Genomic DNA, 16,063 nt, shown 5'->3' with positions numbered 1-16,063 from the left:
TCCGTGTGGGGACCGCTGCAGCCTAGCGCCGCCGGCGTGAGCCAGCGGGCAAGAGCGCCGGGACATCCGCTCGGTTGCCGCACATGCCGCGCTGGCTCGCGCGGGCGCGGCGTGCCCGTCGATCGAGGACGCTCCCTAGCGCTGTCGCGCGAAGCGCACCGCGGAGACCAACTGCGCCACGCTGTAGGGCTTGGCCAGGTGTTCCTGGAAGCCGGCCTGCAGCGCGCGCTGGCGATCGTCGGCGCGCGCCAGCGCGGTCACCGCCACCGCCGGCAGGTCGTCCGCACCCAGGCCCATGTTCTCGCGCACGGTGCGGATCAGGCCGTAGCCGTCCATGCCCGGCATGCCGATGTCGGTGACCATCACGTCGATCGCCGCATGGCCGCCGCTGTCGAGCACCTCCAGCGCCTCGCTGGCCGAGCCCACCGCGACCACCTCGGCGCCCTGCTCCTCGAGCAGGCGCCGCAGGTAGTCGAGCATGTCCGGCTGGTCCTCCACCGCCAGCAGGCGCACGCCCTTGAGCGAATATGCCTCGACCACCTGCTCGGCCATCGCGAAGGCGCGCACCTCGCGCAGCGGGCGCGAGCCCGGCGCATCGCGGTGCAGCGGCAGGCGCACGGTGAACACCGAGCCGCAGCCGCGGCCTTCGCTGGCCGCGCTGATCTGCCCGCCGTGCATCTCCACCAGTTGCTGCACGATCGCCAGGCCCAGGCCCAGGCCGCCGTGCAGGCGCGTGGTGGTGCTGTCGGCCTGGCGGAAGCGGCCGAACAGATGCGGCAGGAATTCCGGGGGAATGCCGTCGCCGGAATCGCGCACCGCCACGCTGACGTGCTCGCCATCGTCCTCGAGGTCGATCGCCAGGGCGATGCGCCCGTGTGCGGGGGTGAACTTGATCGCGTTGGAGAGCAGGTTCCAGAACACCTGCTGCAGGCGCGTGGCGTCGCCCAGCACCATGCACGGCTGCGACGGTGCCTGCAGGGTCAGCGCCTGGTCCTTGCCTTCGGCCACCGGCTCCTGCGCACGCATCGCCTCGCGCACCTGCTCGGCCAGGTCCAGCGCTTCCACTTCCAGTTGCACTTTGCCCAGCAGCATGCTGCTGAGATCGAGCATGTCGGAAATCAGCCGTTGCTGCGCGCGTGCGCTGCTGGCGATCACCGACAGGCCCTTGCTGCTCGGATCGCCCGGCGGCAGCCGCTGCAGCAGCAGATCGCTCCAGCCGAGGATGGTGGTCAGCGGCGTGCGCAGTTCGTGCGACAGCGTCGCCAGGAATTCGTCCTTCAGCCGCGCCATGCTCTCGGCGGCATTGCGCGCGCTGCGCTCGGATTCCAGCAACTGCTCGCGCGCCAGTTCGATGTCGCGGCGTTCGGTGACGTCCGGGCTGCTGCCGGCCAGGCCGATGAACTGGCCCTCGGCGGCATACCGCGGCACCGCGGTCATTTCCAGCCAGCGCCACTCGCCATCGTGGCGGCGCGCGCGCACCAGGGCGCGCAGGTTGCGCTGGTCGTGCAGCGCGTTGCGCAGCTCGTAGGCGAACACGCCGGCGTCTTCCGGATGCAGCACGTCGCCCCAGCCCGGGCGCGCCGCCTCGGCGCCCGGATCGATGCCGAAGAAATCGGCATAGGCGGTGTTGGTGAAGCGCAGTTCGCCCTGGGCGTCCAGCACCCACACCGGCATCGGCAGGCCCTCGGCCAGCGCGCTGAAGCGCGCCTCGCTCTCGGCCAGGTCGCGCTCCATCCGCTTGCGCTCGGTGATGTCGAGGAACTGCACGGCGACCTGGCGCAGTTCCGGCGCGCCGACGCGGAACGAATCCACCGCCCACCAGCGGTCCAGCGCGGTGGCGAAGTTCTCGAACTTGTCCGGACGGCCTGTCAACGCGACCGCGCCGTAGCGCTGGAACCAGTGCTCTTCGTGGGTCGGCGAGATGTCGCGCATGCGCCGCCCGACCACATCGCGCAGGCCGGTCTCGCGCTCGAAGGCCGGATTGACCTGCAGGAACACGTAATCGACCGCGCGCTCGCCCTCGAACAGCATCTGGATGACGCAGAAGCCGGAATCGATCTTGTCGAAGATCTCGCGATACTGCAGGTCCGTCGCCTGCACGAAAGAAGACGCGGTGGAGTCTGGACTGGCATGCATGACGGAGTAGCTCTGGAAGCGGCCTACGGCAACGGATGAAGACAGTGCCCGGCATCCGCGGCGCAACAACGACGCGCTAGGAACGGCGAGGCGGAACGCCCATCTTGTTAAGCCACTCCGCCGACGTCAAGCCGCCGCACCGACCGGCCGTCGCCCAATGGTCACCAATAGAAGGCGATCACCAGCACGATGCCCAGCAGCGACAGACCGATGCCCGCCAGCACCATCCACTGGGTCAGGCGCGCATTGCGCAAGGCCTGCTCTTCCAGCCAGCGCTCGGCTTCTTCGCGCCACGGCGGCGGCGACGCCTCCAGCAATTGCTGCACGCGCGCCGGCCCCAACTGCCGGCATTGTCGGCGGAAGTCTTCTGGGACGGCGATTCGCTCGGGGGCGCTGACGACGGACATGCCAAGGTTCCTGAATTGCTCAGCCGAGCGTGAAACGCGGAGCGTCGCTGGCCAGTTCGTGCTCCACCGCCATCCGCGCCAGGCGCGTGTAGTTGGCACGCGGGCCAGCACCGCGGCCGACAATCAGGCCCAGGTACTCCAGGCCCGTCCAGACTCGCGCCTTCCACTCCACACCGTCCTCGGCCAGCACCAGGGTCAGCGTGTAGCGGAAGCTCTGCCCCTGCGGGCTGCGGTAGTGGTAGCTGGGCGGGAACTGCACGGCCACGTCCTGCGCCTCGCCGAGCGAGACCAGGTAGCGCCGCAGCAGATGCCGCACGTCGTCGCCCGGATTCAGGCGCAACTGGCGTGCCGCCTCGTCCAGGTTGGCCTGATGCTCGACGAACGCGGCCGCACCGCTGGCCGGGCTGTGCCCGTGTCGCTTGGCCCAGTCGATGAATTGCAGGCGCACATCGCTGCCGGTGTGGGCCTGGTGGAACAGCGGCGTCTTCATGCGATCCCCGTCGTGCTCGAGTGGCTGCCATGCTCGCGCGCGCACCGTGAAGCAGGCGGCGAGGCGATGTGAGCCGTCCGTCATGCCCGGGCGGATGAATCCGCGGTCAACGGTCGCGGCCGCGCGGCTCGCCGCGATTGCGGGCGCGCCGGCACAGGCACACACTGCGCGTACGCCTCCTGGAGATCCGCCATGAAGATCCGCTATGCCTGGACGGCGCTGGCTGTTGCCTGCCTGTGGGCGGGCGGCGCCTCCGCCGAGATCCGCAACGTCACCGACCCGCAGGCCCCGCGCAGCCTGGCCAGCGATGGCCCGGTGCAGGTGAGCTGGGCCGACCCGGCCACCTTCAGCGAACTGCGGCAGAGCCGCAACCGCTGGGAAGCCGAACGCGGCGACTGGGTACAGGACCTGGCCGCCTACCTGCAGAAGCAGGCAGCGAAGCAACTGCAGCCCGGGCAGCGCCTGGACATCAAGTTGACCGACATCAAGCGCGCCGGCGACTTCGAGCCATGGCACGGCCCCAACTGGAACGACGTGCGGGTGATGCGCGACCTGTACCCGCCGCGGATCAGCTTCGACTTCACCCTGTACGGCGCCGACGGCCAGGTGCTGGCGCAGGGCCAGCCGAAACTGATGGACCCGAGCTACCTGTACAACAGCTCGGTCGGCCTGAGCACCGATCCGCTGCGCTACGAAAAACGCATGCTCGACGAGTGGCTGCGCCGGCAGTTGCGCAAGGACAGCACGGTCGCCGAGCGCTGAGGCCCGGCGCGCGGCGCCGGCATCGCGCCGGCGCCGTCAGCCATTGGCTTACGCATCGAGATAGACGCGCGGCGCGCGCTTGAGGCCGCACAGCAAGCGGTAGGCGCTGGAGCTGCAGCGCCCGGCCAGCGCGTCGATGCGCGGCTGCTCGCCCCACAACCGCACCTCGCTGCCGAGGCCGGCCTGCGGGTGGTCGGTCAGGTCCACGGTCAGCATGTCCATCGACACGCGTCCGATCAGCTCGCCGGGCGCGCCGTCGATCAGCACCGGCGTACCGTTGGGCGCGAATTGCGGATAGCCGTCGGCATAGCCGATCGCCACCACCCCGACCCGGGTCGGCCGCGTCGCGACGAAGCGCGCGCCGTAGCCGACCGGCTCGCCCGGTGCGATGTCGCGCACGGAAATGATCCTGGACTGCAGGGTCATGACCGGGCGCAGTTCGCCGGGCAGCGTGGCCGCGGCGGCGAACGGGTCGGCGCCGTACAGCATCAGCCCTGGCCGTCCCCAGTCGTTGCGCAGCTCCGGCCAGCCGAGCAGCGCCGGCGAGTTGCACAGGCTGGTCTCGCCGGCCAGGCCGGCGGTGGCCTGGCGGAACACCTCCACCTGCTCGCGCGTGCGCGCGCTGTCCAGTTCGTCGGCGCGGGCGAAGTGGCTCATCAGCACCAGCCGCTCGACCTGCGGCAAGGCACTCAGCCGCGCATGCGCGGCGCGGAATTCGTCCGGCGCCAGCCCAAGCCGGTGCATGCCGCTGTCCAGCTTCAGCCACAGGCACAGCGGCTGCGGCGCGGCGAAGGCGGCGATCGCCTCCACCTGCCAGGGCGAGGCCACCGCGCACCACAGCCGGTGTTCGGCGACCAGCGGCAGTTCGTCGGCGTCGAAGATGCCTTCCAGCAACAGAATCGGCGCGGCGATGCCGGCCTGGCGCAGTTCCAGCGCCTCCTCGATGCAGGCCACCGCGAAGCCGTCGGCCTCGCCGTCCAGCGCGCGCGCGCAGGCCACCGCGCCGTGCCCATAGGCATCGGCCTTGACCACCGCCAGCGCCTTGCCACCGCTCAGTTGGCGGGCCAGGCGGTAGTTGTGGCGCAGCGCGCCGAGATCGATCACTGCACGGGCTGGGCGCACGCGACGGCCTCGGCAACGGACGCGGCGGAACCGCGGGAATAACGGAAGATGTCCAGCCCCTCGCCGCTGATCTGCGGCTGCCGCGAGACCATCAGGTCGGCCAGGTAGCGACCGGAGCCGCAGGCCATGGTCCAGCCCAGCGTGCCGTGCCCGGTGTTGAGGAACAGGTTGCGGTAGCCGGTGGCGCCGACCACCGGCGTGCCGTCGGGAGTGGCCGGGCGCAGCCCGGTCCAGAACTCGGCCGCGGCCAGGTCGCCGCCGCGCGGGTACAGGTCGTTGACCACCTTCTCCAGGGTGGCGCGGCGGCGCGCCGGCCGCGACAGGTCGAAGCCGGCCAGTTCGGCCATGCCGCCGACGCGGATGCGCTCGTCGAAGCGGGTGATCGCCACCTTGTAGCTCTCGTCGAGGATGGTGGAGGTGGGCGCCAGCGCCGCGTCGCGGATCGGCAGGGTCAGCGAATAGCCCTTCAGCGGGTACACCGGCAGGCGGATGCCCAGCGGCGCCAGCAGGCCGGGCGAGTAGCTGCCCAGCGCGACCACGTAGCGGTCGGCGCGCTCGACCCGGCCGCCGATGCGCACGCCGTCGATGCGGTCGCCATCGGCCTGCAGCGCCTCGATGGTCTCGCCCTGGCGGAACTGCACGCCGGCCGCGGCGGCCATCGCCGCCAGGCGCTGGGTGAACAGGCGGCAGTCGCCGGTCTGGTCGTTGGGCAGGCGCAGCGCGCCCACCAGGCTGGCCGGCGCGCTGGCCAAGGCCGGCTCGACCCGGGCGATGCCGGCGCGGTCGAGCAGTTCATAGGGCACGCCGTACTCGCGCAGCACCTCGATGTCCTTGGCCGCGCCGTCCAGTTGCTGCTGGGTACGGAACAGCTGGGTGGTCCCGAGCTGGCGGCCTTCGTAGGCGATGCCGGTCTCGGCGCGCAACTGGTCCAGGCAGTCGCGGCTGTACTCGGACAGGCGCACCATGCGCGCCTTGTTGATCGCATAGCGCTCGGCCGTACAGTTGCGCAGCATCTGCGCCAGCCACAGGTACTGCTGCAGGTCGGCGGTGGGCGTGATCGCCAGTGGCGCATGGCGCTGGAACAGCCACTTCAGCGCCTTCAGCGGCACCCCGGGCGCGGCCCATGGCGATGCATAGCCGGGCGAGACCTGCCCGGCATTGGCGTAGCTGGTCTCCAGCCCCGCCGCCGGCTGGCGGTCGACCACCGTCACCTCGCAGCCGCTGCGGGCCAGATACCACGCCGTGGTGGTGCCGATCACACCGCTGCCGAGAATCAGAACCCGCATGCGCCTACTCCGCTTGGATCAATTCCCTGGCTGGATGGCACCAGGGCAGAAGTTCGGTGCAGTATAGGCAGCACAACCCAGGATTTTCCCCTGACTTCTGCCGACCCGGCAGGCCAAACCCCTGAGACCTGCCCGCATGGCCGCACGCCCCCGCGAACTGGACAAGATCGATCGCAAGATCCTGCGCATCCTGCAGCAGGAAGGGCGCATCTCCTTCACCGAACTGGGCGAGCGGGTCGGCCTGTCGACCACGCCCTGCACCGAGCGGGTGCGCCGGCTGGAACGCGACGGCGCCATCACCGGCTACTACGCGCGGCTGGACCCGCACTACCTCAAGGCCAGCCTGCTGGTGTTCGTGGAGATCAGCCTGGCCTACAAGTCCGGCGACATCTTCGAGGAATTCCGCCGCGCCGCGCTGAAGCTGCCCAACGTGCTCGAGTGCCACCTGGTCTCGGGCGACTTCGACTACCTGCTCAAGGCCCGCATCAGCGAGATGGCGTCTTACCGCAAGCTGCTGGGCAGCACCCTGCTGACCCTGCCGCACGTGCGCGAATCCAAGAGCTACATCGTGATGGAAGAAGTGAAGGAAACGCTCAGCCTGCCGATCGCCGACTGAGCGTTCCGCGCGGATGCATGCGGGTCAGGAGACCAGCAGCTTCTCCAGATCGTCGCGCGAGGAATTGGCGTGGTTCTTGGCCAGTTCGGCCACCACCCGCTTCTGGACCTCCTTGTGCAGTAGCGGCCGCAACTGCCCCAGTGTGTGCGGATCGGCGACCAGCATCAGGTGCTCGACCTGCCCGCGCAGCGCGTCCTGGTACAGCCGCTCGGCGATCTGACGGACGAACCCGGCCTCATCCATGGTCATCGGCCGGTCGCCGTCCTCCACGCCCTCGATGGGCGTCGGGTTCAGCACTTCGGTCTGCTCCAGCAGCGCGGTCTCGCCGGCCAGGTTGACCCGGAACAGGCGCGCAGTGGTGCGGTCGGCGACGACGATCAGGGTGTTGTCGGGAAGCTTGCTCATCGGTTCTCCTGCGAAAACATGGCGCCGCGGCAGTCGCGGCCGGTCCGCCAGTCTAGGAACCGATTTGTGAGGATGGCGGCCACGTGGCGTTCGCCGCGCGTTCGCCGCCCGCGCGCAGGCGCCTCAGTCCTGGATGCGCACCCCGTCGCCGCTGGGCACGGTGGTGTAGTAACGGCCGGTGCGGGTATCCAGCGCGCGATTGGGCCCGACCTGCATCGCCCCGGGCACCAGCTGGCCGCGGCGGTCGTAGAGGCGGACCGGGCGGCGTGCGGACGGGTCGGCGAGCGCGGCGGCCGGTACCGCTGGACTGGCCGGACGCGTGTGCCGGGCCTTTCCTTGCGGCCGGTCGTCCAGGTTGGAGGGGACTGGCGTCGCCTTGGGAGCGGAGGCCGATGCCGGCGCACGCTCGTCGAGGCGGCTGGCCACCGAGGGCGCCGGCGCCGGTGCGGACCGCAGGGTGTTGGCGTCGCGATCGCTGGCCGGTGCGCCGGGGACTGGCTGAAGCTGCTGCGCGGCGGCAAGCGCCGGCACGAGCAGGGCGATGGCAACGCAGGGCAGCAAGCGGTTCACGGTGGCTCCATCGATGGGCCGGCAAGAGAATTCCACGCTAGCGCATCGATCCGGCCGCGTCGACGCCAGGCGGTGCGCTTGATCCGCCCCGTACAGCCCTCATGTTGTTTTTCTCCTCTTCCGCCACGGGCCACGCCATGAGCCGTTTCGACCTCACGCCTCCCACCGCTGCCGAGCGCGAGCACCTCATCGGCGGACTGAACGCGGAGGAACGCCGGGTGCTGCTGCAGCACGGCACCGAGGCGCCGTTCTGCGGCGTGTTCCTGGACAACAAGCTGGAGGGCGTCTACACCTGCCGGCTGTGCGGGCTGCCGCTGTTCCGCTCCAGCGCCAAGTTCGATTCCGGCACCGGCTGGCCGAGCTTCTTCGCGCCCTACCACCCCGACCACGTGCGCGAACTGCGCGACACCAGCCACGGCATGATCCGCACCGAGATCGTCTGCGCCCGCTGCGACAGCCATCTCGGCCACGTGTTCCCGGACGGCCCGCCGCCGAGCGGCGAGCGCCACTGCCTGAATTCGGTCTCGCTGCAATTCACCGAACAGGGCCAGGCGCTGCCCAACCCGCTGCACCGCGGCGGCGGCGAGACCGAACCGGCCTGATTCCCGGCGCAGCCGCGCCGCCACAGGGAGACCACCGGTATGCGTCGCTCGTTGCTTCCCCTCTTGCTGCTGCCGCTCACTCTGGGCGCCTGCCAGCGCAGCCCCACCCCGCCGCCGGCGCAGGCCGCGCCCGTCGCCGCCGCGCCGTCGCCCGCCAGCGCCCCCGGCCTGCAGGCCGATGCGCTGCCCATGCAGTGGCGCTGCGGCGAGGAACTGGTGCAGGCGGCCGCCGATCCGGCGCGCGAGCGCCTGGCCCTGCAGGTGCGCGGAACGCGCCTGGACATGCAGCGCACCGATGCCGGCGCCGCCACCGGCGCGCGCTACGCCGACGCGCTGGGCAATACCTTCTGGCAGTCGCAGCCGGACCAGGCGACGCTGACCCTGGCAGGCCTGGGCGAGACGCTCAAATGCGTCCGGCATGACAGCGGCATGACCGGCTGAGCGGGCGGGCCGCCGCGGGGCCGCCAAAAACCCGGCACGGTTCACACCTTCAGAACGGCGGCGCCGGGCCGACATCTAGAGCGTCCCCGTTCCGGCCCGCAGGCTGCTCCGCCATGCTCATCATCGTTGGCTTCATCGTCGTCATCATCAGCGTGGTCGGCGGCTACGTGCTGTCGCACGGCAAACTTGGCGCACTGTGGCAGCCGTACGAGCTGATGATCATCGGTGGCGCAGCGCTGGGCGCGTTCCTGGTCAGCACCCCGGGCAAGATCGTCAAGGCCACCATCGGCGGCGTGCTGGGCGTGTTCAAGGGCCCGCAGTACAAGGCCGACGACTACCGCAGCACCCTGACCCTGATCTACGAACTGCTCAACAAGGCGCGCCGCGACGGCTTCATGGCCCTGGAAGACCACGTCGAGCGGCCGGCCGACAGCGCGATCTTCGGCAATTACCCGAAGGTGCTGGCCGACCACCACCTGCTCGACTTCATCACCGATTGCCTGCGCCTGATGATCGGCAGCAACATCGAACCGCACGAGCTGGAACCGCTGCTGGAGCTGGAGCTGGAGAAGCACCACCATGAGGCGATGGCGCCGGCGCATGCGCTGAGCAAGGTCTCCGACGGCCTGCCCGGCTTCGGCATCGTCGCCGCGGTGCTGGGCATCGTCATCACCATGGGCTCGATCGGCGGCCCGATCGAGGAGATCGGCCACCACGTCGGCGCGGCGCTGGTCGGCACCTTCCTCGGCATCCTGCTGGCCTACGGCTTCGTCGCGCCGCTGTCGGCGGCGATGGAAGCGCGCGCCGAGCAGGACAGCCGCATCTTCGAATCGGTGAAGACCGCGCTGCTGGCCTGCCTGCGCGGCTACAACCCGAAGATCGCCCTCGAATTCGCGCGCAAGACCCTGCCGACCGACGTACGGCCGAGCTTCGCCGACTTCGAATCGCATCTGAAGACGATCAAGTAACGCGGTCATGGCCGAGACCAAATCCACCGTCGTCATCCGCCGGGTCAAGAAGGTCCAGGGCGGCGGCCACCACGGCGGCGCGTGGAAGGTGGCCTATGCCGACTTCGTGACCGCGATGATGGCGTTCTTCCTGGTGCTGTGGCTGGTGGCGGCCACCACCAAGGAACAGCGCGCGGCGATCGCCGAATACTTCCGCAATCCCAGTCCGCTGGCCGGCAAGAGCCCGGCGCCGAGTCCCGGCATGGCCGGCCCCGGCGGCGCCAGCACCTCGATGATCAAGCTCGGCGGCGCCGGCGAGATGCAGCGCGGCAACAACAAGGATCCGTTCGGCAGCAAGAGCCTGAAGGGCGACGACAGCAAGACCACGCAGCGCGAGAAGGAAAAGGAGCGCCTGGAAACGCTGATGCAGGAGCTGAAGGAAGCCATCGACAAGAGCCAGGCGCTGGAACCGTTCAAGGACCAGTTGCTGCTGGACCTGACCCCGGACGGCCTGCGCATCCAGATCGTGGACAAGGAGAACCGGCCGATGTTCGACCTCGGCAGCGCGGTGCTCAAGCCCTATACCCGCGGCATCCTCCACGAGCTGTCCGGCTTCATCAACCAGGTGCCCAACCACATCAGCATCACCGGCCACACCGACGTCACCCAGTACAGCGGCAAGAACGGCTACAGCAACTGGGAGCTGAGCGCGGACCGCGCCAATGCCGCGCGCCGCGAGCTGGTCGCCGGCGGCATGGGCGAGGACAAGGTCTCGCGCGTGGTCGGGCTGTCCTCCTCGGTGCTGTTCGACAAGCAGGTGCCGAACAATCCGATCAACCGCCGCATCAGCATCGTGGTGATGACCAAGGATGCCGAGGACGCCGCCACCGCCGATGGCGACCACAGCGTCGCCCTGGGCACGGTGCAGCCCGACGCCGACACCAAGGTGCCGGACCTGAGCGCGGCAGCGACCGAAGCGGCCGCAGCGCCGGCCGCTGGCAAGGGCGCGCCCGCGGCAGCGCCTGCCGCCACGAACGGCACTGCCCCGACAGCCCCGGCCGCGACGTCCGGCAAGGCCTCGGTACAGATCGTCGAACCGCGCACGACCTCGCCGGAGGCGGCCGCCGCCGCTGCGCGCGATGCCTTGCGCAGCATCAACGGCGGGGCACCGGTGACGGCTGCCGCCGGCGCAGGCGCAGGCGGAACCGAGGCGACCAGCGCACGCTGATCGCGGCAGTGCTCGCTGTGCCGCCGGCGGCCAGGCAAAGAGGCGCCGGCGGGACCGCACACGGCGCGGCGCTTACAATGGCCGCCACTTCGCCAACGAGACCGCCGTGTCCAAGCAATCCAAAGCCAAGCGCGACAAGCGCAAGAAGCAGCAGTCGCCGCGTCCCTTCGCCCGCCTGGGCCGCGAGCAGCCCATCGCCAACCACGCCGTGCTGCAGAACGAGAGCGGCCGCGTGCTGGCCGCGATCGGCCTGCAGGGTCGCCAGTGGTTGCTGTCGGTCGGCGGCCAGACCATGGGCAATGCCGACAATCCGGTGCCGATGCTGGCGATGCTCAAGCACCTGGCCAACCTGCAGGAGCAGGAAGGCAACACCATCACCCTGGACTACTCGGTGCAGCTGCAGCAGATGATCGACGCACTGGCGGCCGAAGCCGGCCAGACCCCGACCGAGTACCTGGACGCGCTGGTTGCCGAGTTCGCCGCGGGCGATGGCGCGGCGGAGGATGCGGACGAGGACGTGGCCGACGCGGACGCCGCGGCGGAGACGGACGATGCCGCTCCGGCCGAGGCCGACGGCAGCGCCACCGCGGAACCCGCGGCCGATGCCGACAGCACGCACAAGCCGGCCTGACCTGGCGCGTGGCGGTCTACATCGACGATGCGGTGCATCCCTGGCGCGGCCAGCGCTGGGGCCACCTGCTCGCCGACACGCTGGACGAACTGCACGCCATGGCGGCGCGGCTGGGCATCCCCCGCCGCGCCTTCCAGAACAAACTCAGCGGCGCGCACTACGACGTGCCCGCCGCCTTGCGCGACGAAGCGATCCGCCTGGGTGCGGTGCCGGTCTCGCGGCACAGCGATCGCGAACTGCTGAAAGCGCTGATCCGCAATGCGCGTGCGCAGGCGCGGGGCGAGGCGCAGTGACCGGTGGCGGCCCGTTCGCCGCCACGCGTTTCGTAGGAGCGGCTTCAGCCGCGACAGGCGTTCCCGGGAACGCCCATCGCGGCTGAAGCCGCTCCTTGTATCTGGACATGTCGCCCCTAAACAGGCGTCATGTCTTCCGACTGATCATCGGAGGAGGTGTGGGAGGTCCAGTCGCTCCTAAAGCTTCGAGCTTGCATCGTAGATCGGCTCCGCCCTCCACATGCTGGCCCTTGTGTGTCCGAACGGTATCCAGAGTCCGCCCCCCGGGCGTGAACTCGCATCGACAAGGCAGGACCGGGCCCAGCGCCGATCATGACCCTGACACGATGGAGGAATCGCGTATGTCTCCCGTCATCGGCATCGACGTCGCCAAACGCAGTTTCGATGTGGCCATCGATCTGACCAATGGCAAGCACCGTACCAAGGCCAAGTTGTCCAACGATGCCAAGGGCTTCCAGGCCCTGCAGGCATGGCTGCAGACGCATGCGCAGCCCGATAGCTGGATCGCCATGGAGGCCACCGGCACCTACCACCAGGCGCTGGCCGAGTTCCTCCACGCACGCGGCTATCGGGTGTGCGTGCTCAACCCGGCGCAGACGGCCGCGTACGCACGCAGCCAGCTCAGCCGGGTCAAGACTGATCGCAGCGATGCCAAGCTGATCGCCAGCTATGCCTTGCGTCACCGCGAACAGTTACGCCGTTGGCACCCTGATCCGCCGGCGCTCAAGCAGCTCAAAGCGCTGGTGCGCCGGCGCCAGGACCTGCAACAGATGCTGCAGATGGAGCGCAACCGGCTGGAGGTCGCTCCGGCCCAGGTAAAGGACTCGATCCAGGTCCATCTGGCCGATCTGCAACACCACATCGCCCAGATCGAGCAGGCCATCGATGACCATATCGACCAGGATCCGACCTTGCGTGGGCAGCGCGAGTTGCTGGTGAGCATCCAGGGGATTGCCGACACCAGCGCGGCCTTGATGCTGGCCGAACTTGGCGATGTGAGGCGCTTCGCCGATGCCTCGGCGGTGACCGCCTTCGCGGGCCTGAATCCGTGCCTGCAGCAGTCGGGCGAGCGCAAAGGCCACGCCTGCATCTCGCGCACCGGCTCGCCCCGCCTGCGCGCGGGCCTGTTCATGCCGGCCCTGGTGGCCATGACCCACAACCCGATCATCCGGACGCTGAAACAGCGACTGAGCGAACGCGGCAAAGCCGGCAAGCAGATCGTGTGCGCCGCCATGCGCAAGCTCCTGCACCTGGCCTACGGGGTTCTCAAGTCGGGCACGGCGTTCGATCCGAAAAGGGGCCTTGCCTGCTAGGGGGTAAGACGGTATCTACGGCACACCCTCCGTGTCGGCGGACGTCTGCCTAGAACGGATCGCTGCCCGGGCGCAGGTCGATGCCCAGGATCGCGGCCAGGCGCTGCATGTCCTGGTCGTCGCGGCTGAGCGCCATCCAGCCGGCGCGGATCTCGCTGCCGGCGTCCCAGCACCAGATGCTGTAGCCGTGCTCGCGCAGGCGGTCGTAGGCCACCGCCAGCAGCGAGGCGCTGTCGTGGTCCTCGAGGAAATCGGCATCGTCGATGTCCCCGCCCCAGTCGATGCGCAGGTTCCAGCGCGCGGCCAGTTCGTCGATCGCACCGATCAGCGCCTCGCGGTCGTGGCTGTCGACGTAGAAGCCCGCCCGCCAGTCGATCGCGTCCTTCAGCGTCCACAGCCAGTCCGCGTCCTCGCGCTCGGCTTCGCCGGCGGCCTCGCGGTAGGCATCGAACTGGCGCAGCGCGCTTTCCTCGTCGCCGGGATTGATCAGCAGCAGCAGGTTCCAGATCAGGCCCTGCTGGGTGTCCGGATCGTCGTCGTCGTCGAACAGGTCGTCGGGATCGTCGTAGTCGGCGCTGTTGTCGGGCATGGCGGCGCATCGGGCAGCACGGGGGAGCGCCAGTGTGCCGCGCCCGGCGCGGCGACGGAAGCGCGGAACTCGGCAACGGCGCCGCGGGCGTTTATCCTTCGCAGCCCGGAAGACGGCGCTGTCCGCCGTCACGCGAAGCCACCACGATGTCCGACACGCCCCCCGACCGCCTGGCGGTCAGCCCGCAGAGCCCGTTCCACGATGCCGAGACGCTGTCGCGCGGCGTCGGCATCCGTTTCAACGGCGTGGAGCGCGACAACGTCGAGGAGTACTCGATCAGCGAAGGCTGGATCCGCGTGCAGGTCGGCAAGGCGCGCGACCGCCGCGGCAACCCGATGACCATGAAGGTCAAGGGCACGGTCGAGGCGTTCTGGCTCGACGCCAAGTAAGCGCGAGCGCCGGCAGGCACAGCGCCCGCCGGCACGTTGCGATGCGCGGCCGCACGCGGCGCGACCCTTGGGCCGCGCTCAGGGCTTGAGCCGGTAGCCGCTGCGGAAGATCGCCCAGACCACGCCCAGGCACAGCGCCAGGAACGCCAGGGTCATGCCCAGGCTGGTCGCGATGTGCACGTCGGCCTTGCCGTAGAACGCCCAGCGGAAGCCGCTGATCAGGTACACCACCGGGTTGAACAAGCTGATTTTCTGCCACAGCGGCGGCAGCATGTTGATCGAGTAGAAGCTGCCGCCGAGGAAGGTCAGCGGCGTGATCACCATCAGCGGAATCACCTGCAGCTTCTCGAAGCCGTCGGCCCACACGCCGATGATGAAACCGAACAGGCTGAAGGTCAGCGCGGTCAACACCAGGAAACCGAACATCCACAGCGGATGCGCGATCTCGTACGGCACGAAGGCGCGCGCGGTGAGCAGGATCAGCAGGCCCAGCAGCACCGACTTGCTCGCCGCCGCGCCGACGTAGCCGATCACCACCTCCCACCACGCCACCGGCGCCGACAGCACCTCGTAGATGGTGCCGGCCCAGCGCGGCATGTAGATGCCGAAGGAGGCGTTGGAGATGCTTTCGCTGAGCAGCGACAGCATCACCAGCCCGGGGATGATGTAGGCGCCGTAGCGGATGCCGTCGATGTCGCCCATGCGCGAGCCGATCGCCGCGCCGAACACCACGAAGTACAACGACGTCGACAGCACCGGCGAAGCGATGGACTGGGTCAGCGTGCGGAAGGTGCGCGCCATCTCGAAGCGGTAGATCGCGGCGATCGCGTGCAGGTTCATGCGCGCACCTCCGCCGCGGCCGACGCCGGCCGCACCAGGTTGACGAAGATCTCCTCCAGCGAGCTCTCGCTGGACTGCAGGTCCTTGATCTCCACGCCTTGCGCCTCCAGTTGCCGTAGCAGCGCGCCGATGCCGGTCTGCTCGGCCTGCGCGTCGTAGGTGTAGGTCAGCGTCGCGCCGTCGGCGGACAATTCCAGCGGCTGCGTCGCCAGCGCCGCCGGCACCCTCGTCAACGGCGCCTGCAGGGTCAGCGCCAGTTGCTTCTTGCCGAGCTTGCGCATCAGCGTGCGCTTGTCCTCCACCAGCACCAGCTCGCCGCGATTGACCACGCCGACGCGGTCGGCCATGTCCTCGGCCTCCTCGATGTAGTGTGTGGTCAGGATGATGGTGGTGCCCTGCTCGCGCAGGCGCCGCACCATCTGCCACATGTCGTGGCGCAACTCCACGTCGACGCCGGCGGTGGGTTCGTCCAGGAACAGGATGGATGGCTCGTGGGCCAGCGCCTTGGCGATCAGCACGCGCCGCTTCATGCCGCCGGACAGGGTGGAGATGCGGCTGTCGCGCTTGTCCCACAGCGACAGTTCGCGCAGCACCCGCTCCAGGTGCGCATCGTCGCGCGGCTTGCCGAACAGGCCGCGGCTGAAGCGCACCGTCGCCCACACCGTCTCGAACGCATCGGTGGCCAGCTCCTGCGGCACCAGGCCGATCTTGGCGCGCGCGGCGCGGTAGTCGCGCACGATGTCGTGGCCATCGGCCAGCACCCGGCCGCTGCTGGGCGTGACCAGGCCACAGATGATGCTGATCAGCGTGGTCTTGCCGGCGCCGTTGGGGCCGAGCAGGGCGAAGATCTCGCCGCGGCGGATCTCCAGGTCGATGCCCTTGAGCGCCTGGAAGCCCCCGGCGTAGGTCTTGGTGAGCTGTTGCACGGAAATGATCGGCGACACGGGAACTCCCTGGGCGCGCGGCGGCTGCGGAAACGGCCCCCAGGGTAGAAGC

20 protein-coding genes are annotated in these 16,063 nt (G+C 69.6%); 10 read left to right on the top strand and 10 right to left on the bottom strand.

Annotated features, from left to right (window positions below):
• Positions 1-135 precede the first annotated feature (135 nt).
• The 3 genes from RAB71_RS03130 to RAB71_RS03120 form a co-directional block, all read right to left on the bottom strand.
• Entirely contained in the window at positions 136-2,136 is a 2,001-nt protein-coding gene (locus RAB71_RS03130; protein ID WP_010343262.1) for an ATP-binding protein, read from the bottom strand.
• A gap of 161 nt (positions 2,137-2,297) precedes the next feature.
• Positions 2,298-2,543: a hypothetical protein gene (locus tag RAB71_RS03125; RefSeq protein WP_138985758.1), complete on the bottom strand. Its 246-nt coding sequence runs from the start codon at positions 2,541-2,543 to the stop codon at positions 2,298-2,300.
• A gap of 19 nt (positions 2,544-2,562) precedes the next feature.
• Entirely contained in the window at positions 2,563-3,033 is a 471-nt protein-coding gene (locus RAB71_RS03120) for a hypothetical protein (protein WP_010343261.1), read from the bottom strand.
• A gap of 192 nt (positions 3,034-3,225) precedes the next feature.
• Between RAB71_RS03120 and RAB71_RS03115 the strand changes: the two genes are divergently transcribed.
• A complete protein-coding gene (locus RAB71_RS03115; RefSeq protein ID WP_010343260.1) occupies positions 3,226-3,795 on the top strand; it encodes a DUF3016 domain-containing protein in 570 nt (189 codons plus the stop codon).
• Positions 3,796-3,843: 48 nt separating this feature from the next.
• Here the strand turns inward: RAB71_RS03115 and alr are convergent, their stop codons facing one another.
• Positions 3,844-4,917 carry an alanine racemase gene (gene alr / locus RAB71_RS03110; protein ID WP_010343259.1) on the bottom strand — a complete coding sequence of 358 codons (1,074 nt, stop codon included), beginning with the start codon at positions 4,915-4,917 and terminating at the stop codon, positions 3,844-3,846.
• The gene (locus tag RAB71_RS03105; protein WP_010343258.1) at positions 4,896-6,203 is read right to left on the bottom strand and encodes a D-amino acid dehydrogenase; all 1,308 of its coding nucleotides are present in this window, start codon (positions 6,201-6,203) and stop codon (positions 4,896-4,898) included. The genes alr and RAB71_RS03105 overlap by 22 nt, the downstream gene beginning before the upstream one ends.
• A 136-nt stretch (positions 6,204-6,339) precedes the next feature.
• Between RAB71_RS03105 and RAB71_RS03100 the strand changes: the two genes are divergently transcribed.
• A complete protein-coding gene (locus RAB71_RS03100; protein WP_010343257.1) occupies positions 6,340-6,819 on the top strand; it encodes an Lrp/AsnC ligand binding domain-containing protein in 480 nt (159 codons plus the stop codon).
• Positions 6,820-6,843: 24 nt separating this feature from the next.
• On the opposite strand, the gene RAB71_RS03095 is transcribed toward RAB71_RS03100, so the two are convergent.
• Entirely contained in the window at positions 6,844-7,224 is a 381-nt protein-coding gene (locus RAB71_RS03095) for a host attachment protein (protein ID WP_010343256.1), read from the bottom strand.
• A gap of 123 nt (positions 7,225-7,347) precedes the next feature.
• A complete protein-coding gene (locus RAB71_RS03090; RefSeq protein ID WP_041500563.1) occupies positions 7,348-7,794 on the bottom strand; it encodes a hypothetical protein in 447 nt (148 codons plus the stop codon).
• A 137-nt stretch (positions 7,795-7,931) separates the two neighbouring features.
• Here RAB71_RS03090 and msrB point away from each other — a divergent pair, with 137 nt between their 5' ends.
• From msrB to RAB71_RS03055, 7 genes are all read left to right on the top strand, one after another.
• Positions 7,932-8,396, top strand: coding sequence for a peptide-methionine (R)-S-oxide reductase MsrB (gene msrB / locus RAB71_RS03085; protein ID WP_010343254.1), 465 nt, complete (start codon positions 7,932-7,934; stop codon positions 8,394-8,396).
• A gap of 39 nt (positions 8,397-8,435) precedes the next feature.
• Positions 8,436-8,837 carry an MliC family protein gene (locus tag RAB71_RS03080; protein ID WP_146095619.1) on the top strand — a complete coding sequence of 134 codons (402 nt, stop codon included), beginning with the start codon at positions 8,436-8,438 and terminating at the stop codon, positions 8,835-8,837.
• Between the two features lie 113 nt (positions 8,838-8,950).
• The gene (motA, locus tag RAB71_RS03075) at positions 8,951-9,805 is read left to right on the top strand and encodes a flagellar motor stator protein MotA (protein WP_010340275.1); all 855 of its coding nucleotides are present in this window, start codon (positions 8,951-8,953) and stop codon (positions 9,803-9,805) included.
• 7 nt (positions 9,806-9,812) lie between these two features.
• Positions 9,813-11,012, top strand: coding sequence for a flagellar motor protein MotB (gene motB, locus RAB71_RS03070; RefSeq protein WP_010340276.1), 1,200 nt, complete (start codon positions 9,813-9,815; stop codon positions 11,010-11,012).
• Between the two features lie 106 nt (positions 11,013-11,118).
• Positions 11,119-11,643: a hypothetical protein gene (locus RAB71_RS03065; protein ID WP_010340277.1), complete on the top strand. Its 525-nt coding sequence runs from the start codon at positions 11,119-11,121 to the stop codon at positions 11,641-11,643.
• An 8-nt stretch (positions 11,644-11,651) separates the two neighbouring features.
• On the top strand, positions 11,652-11,936 hold the full coding sequence (locus tag RAB71_RS03060; RefSeq protein ID WP_010340278.1) for a DUF4031 domain-containing protein: 285 nt from the start codon (positions 11,652-11,654) through the stop codon (positions 11,934-11,936).
• A gap of 341 nt (positions 11,937-12,277) precedes the next feature.
• Positions 12,278-13,249, top strand: a complete 972-nt coding sequence (locus RAB71_RS03055; protein WP_353940054.1) for an IS110 family transposase — start codon at positions 12,278-12,280, stop codon at positions 13,247-13,249.
• A 49-nt stretch (positions 13,250-13,298) separates the two neighbouring features.
• On the opposite strand, the gene RAB71_RS03050 is transcribed toward RAB71_RS03055, so the two are convergent.
• On the bottom strand, positions 13,299-13,838 hold the full coding sequence (locus tag RAB71_RS03050) for a hypothetical protein (RefSeq protein WP_010343634.1): 540 nt from the start codon (positions 13,836-13,838) through the stop codon (positions 13,299-13,301).
• Between the two features lie 146 nt (positions 13,839-13,984).
• Between RAB71_RS03050 and RAB71_RS03045 the strand changes: the two genes are divergently transcribed.
• A complete protein-coding gene (locus tag RAB71_RS03045; RefSeq protein WP_010343635.1) occupies positions 13,985-14,227 on the top strand; it encodes a DUF3297 family protein in 243 nt (80 codons plus the stop codon).
• 78 nt (positions 14,228-14,305) lie between these two features.
• Here the strand turns inward: RAB71_RS03045 and RAB71_RS03040 are convergent, their stop codons facing one another.
• Together RAB71_RS03040 and RAB71_RS03035 are read right to left on the bottom strand one after the other, a co-directional pair.
• Positions 14,306-15,067: an ABC transporter permease gene (locus RAB71_RS03040; RefSeq protein ID WP_010343636.1), complete on the bottom strand. Its 762-nt coding sequence runs from the start codon at positions 15,065-15,067 to the stop codon at positions 14,306-14,308.
• Positions 15,064-16,011, bottom strand: a complete 948-nt coding sequence (locus RAB71_RS03035; protein WP_010343637.1) for an ABC transporter ATP-binding protein — start codon at positions 16,009-16,011, stop codon at positions 15,064-15,066. Before RAB71_RS03035 ends, RAB71_RS03040 begins: the two co-directional genes overlap by 4 nt.
• Between the last annotated feature and the right edge of the window lie 52 nt (positions 16,012-16,063).

This window comes from Xanthomonas sacchari (genome assembly GCF_040529065.1).
Lineage (GTDB): Bacteria > Pseudomonadota > Gammaproteobacteria > Xanthomonadales > Xanthomonadaceae > Xanthomonas_A > Xanthomonas_A sacchari.
The sequence above is the reverse complement of the archived record's forward strand: the minus strand, read 5'-3'. Positions and strand labels throughout refer to the sequence as shown.

Coding starts and splice junctions, on each gene's coding strand:
- RAB71_RS03130 (WP_010343262.1), bottom strand. CDS start 2,136: ATGCATGCCAGTCCAGACTCCACCGCGTCTTCTTTCGTGCAGGCGACG.
- RAB71_RS03125 (WP_138985758.1), bottom strand. CDS start 2,543: ATGTCCGTCGTCAGCGCCCCCGAGCGAATCGCCGTCCCAGAAGACTTC.
- RAB71_RS03120 (WP_010343261.1), bottom strand. CDS start 3,033: ATGAAGACGCCGCTGTTCCACCAGGCCCACACCGGCAGCGATGTGCGC.
- RAB71_RS03115 (WP_010343260.1), top strand. CDS start 3,226: ATGAAGATCCGCTATGCCTGGACGGCGCTGGCTGTTGCCTGCCTGTGG.
- RAB71_RS03105 (WP_010343258.1), bottom strand. CDS start 6,203: ATGCGGGTTCTGATTCTCGGCAGCGGTGTGATCGGCACCACCACGGCG.
- RAB71_RS03100 (WP_010343257.1), top strand. CDS start 6,340: ATGGCCGCACGCCCCCGCGAACTGGACAAGATCGATCGCAAGATCCTG.
- RAB71_RS03095 (WP_010343256.1), bottom strand. CDS start 7,224: ATGAGCAAGCTTCCCGACAACACCCTGATCGTCGTCGCCGACCGCACC.
- msrB (WP_010343254.1), top strand. CDS start 7,932: ATGAGCCGTTTCGACCTCACGCCTCCCACCGCTGCCGAGCGCGAGCAC.
- RAB71_RS03080 (WP_146095619.1), top strand. CDS start 8,436: ATGCGTCGCTCGTTGCTTCCCCTCTTGCTGCTGCCGCTCACTCTGGGC.
- motA (WP_010340275.1), top strand. CDS start 8,951: ATGCTCATCATCGTTGGCTTCATCGTCGTCATCATCAGCGTGGTCGGC.
- motB (WP_010340276.1), top strand. CDS start 9,813: ATGGCCGAGACCAAATCCACCGTCGTCATCCGCCGGGTCAAGAAGGTC.
- RAB71_RS03055 (WP_353940054.1), top strand. CDS start 12,278: ATGTCTCCCGTCATCGGCATCGACGTCGCCAAACGCAGTTTCGATGTG.
- RAB71_RS03050 (WP_010343634.1), bottom strand. CDS start 13,838: ATGCCCGACAACAGCGCCGACTACGACGATCCCGACGACCTGTTCGAC.
- RAB71_RS03045 (WP_010343635.1), top strand. CDS start 13,985: ATGTCCGACACGCCCCCCGACCGCCTGGCGGTCAGCCCGCAGAGCCCG.
- RAB71_RS03040 (WP_010343636.1), bottom strand. CDS start 15,067: ATGAACCTGCACGCGATCGCCGCGATCTACCGCTTCGAGATGGCGCGC.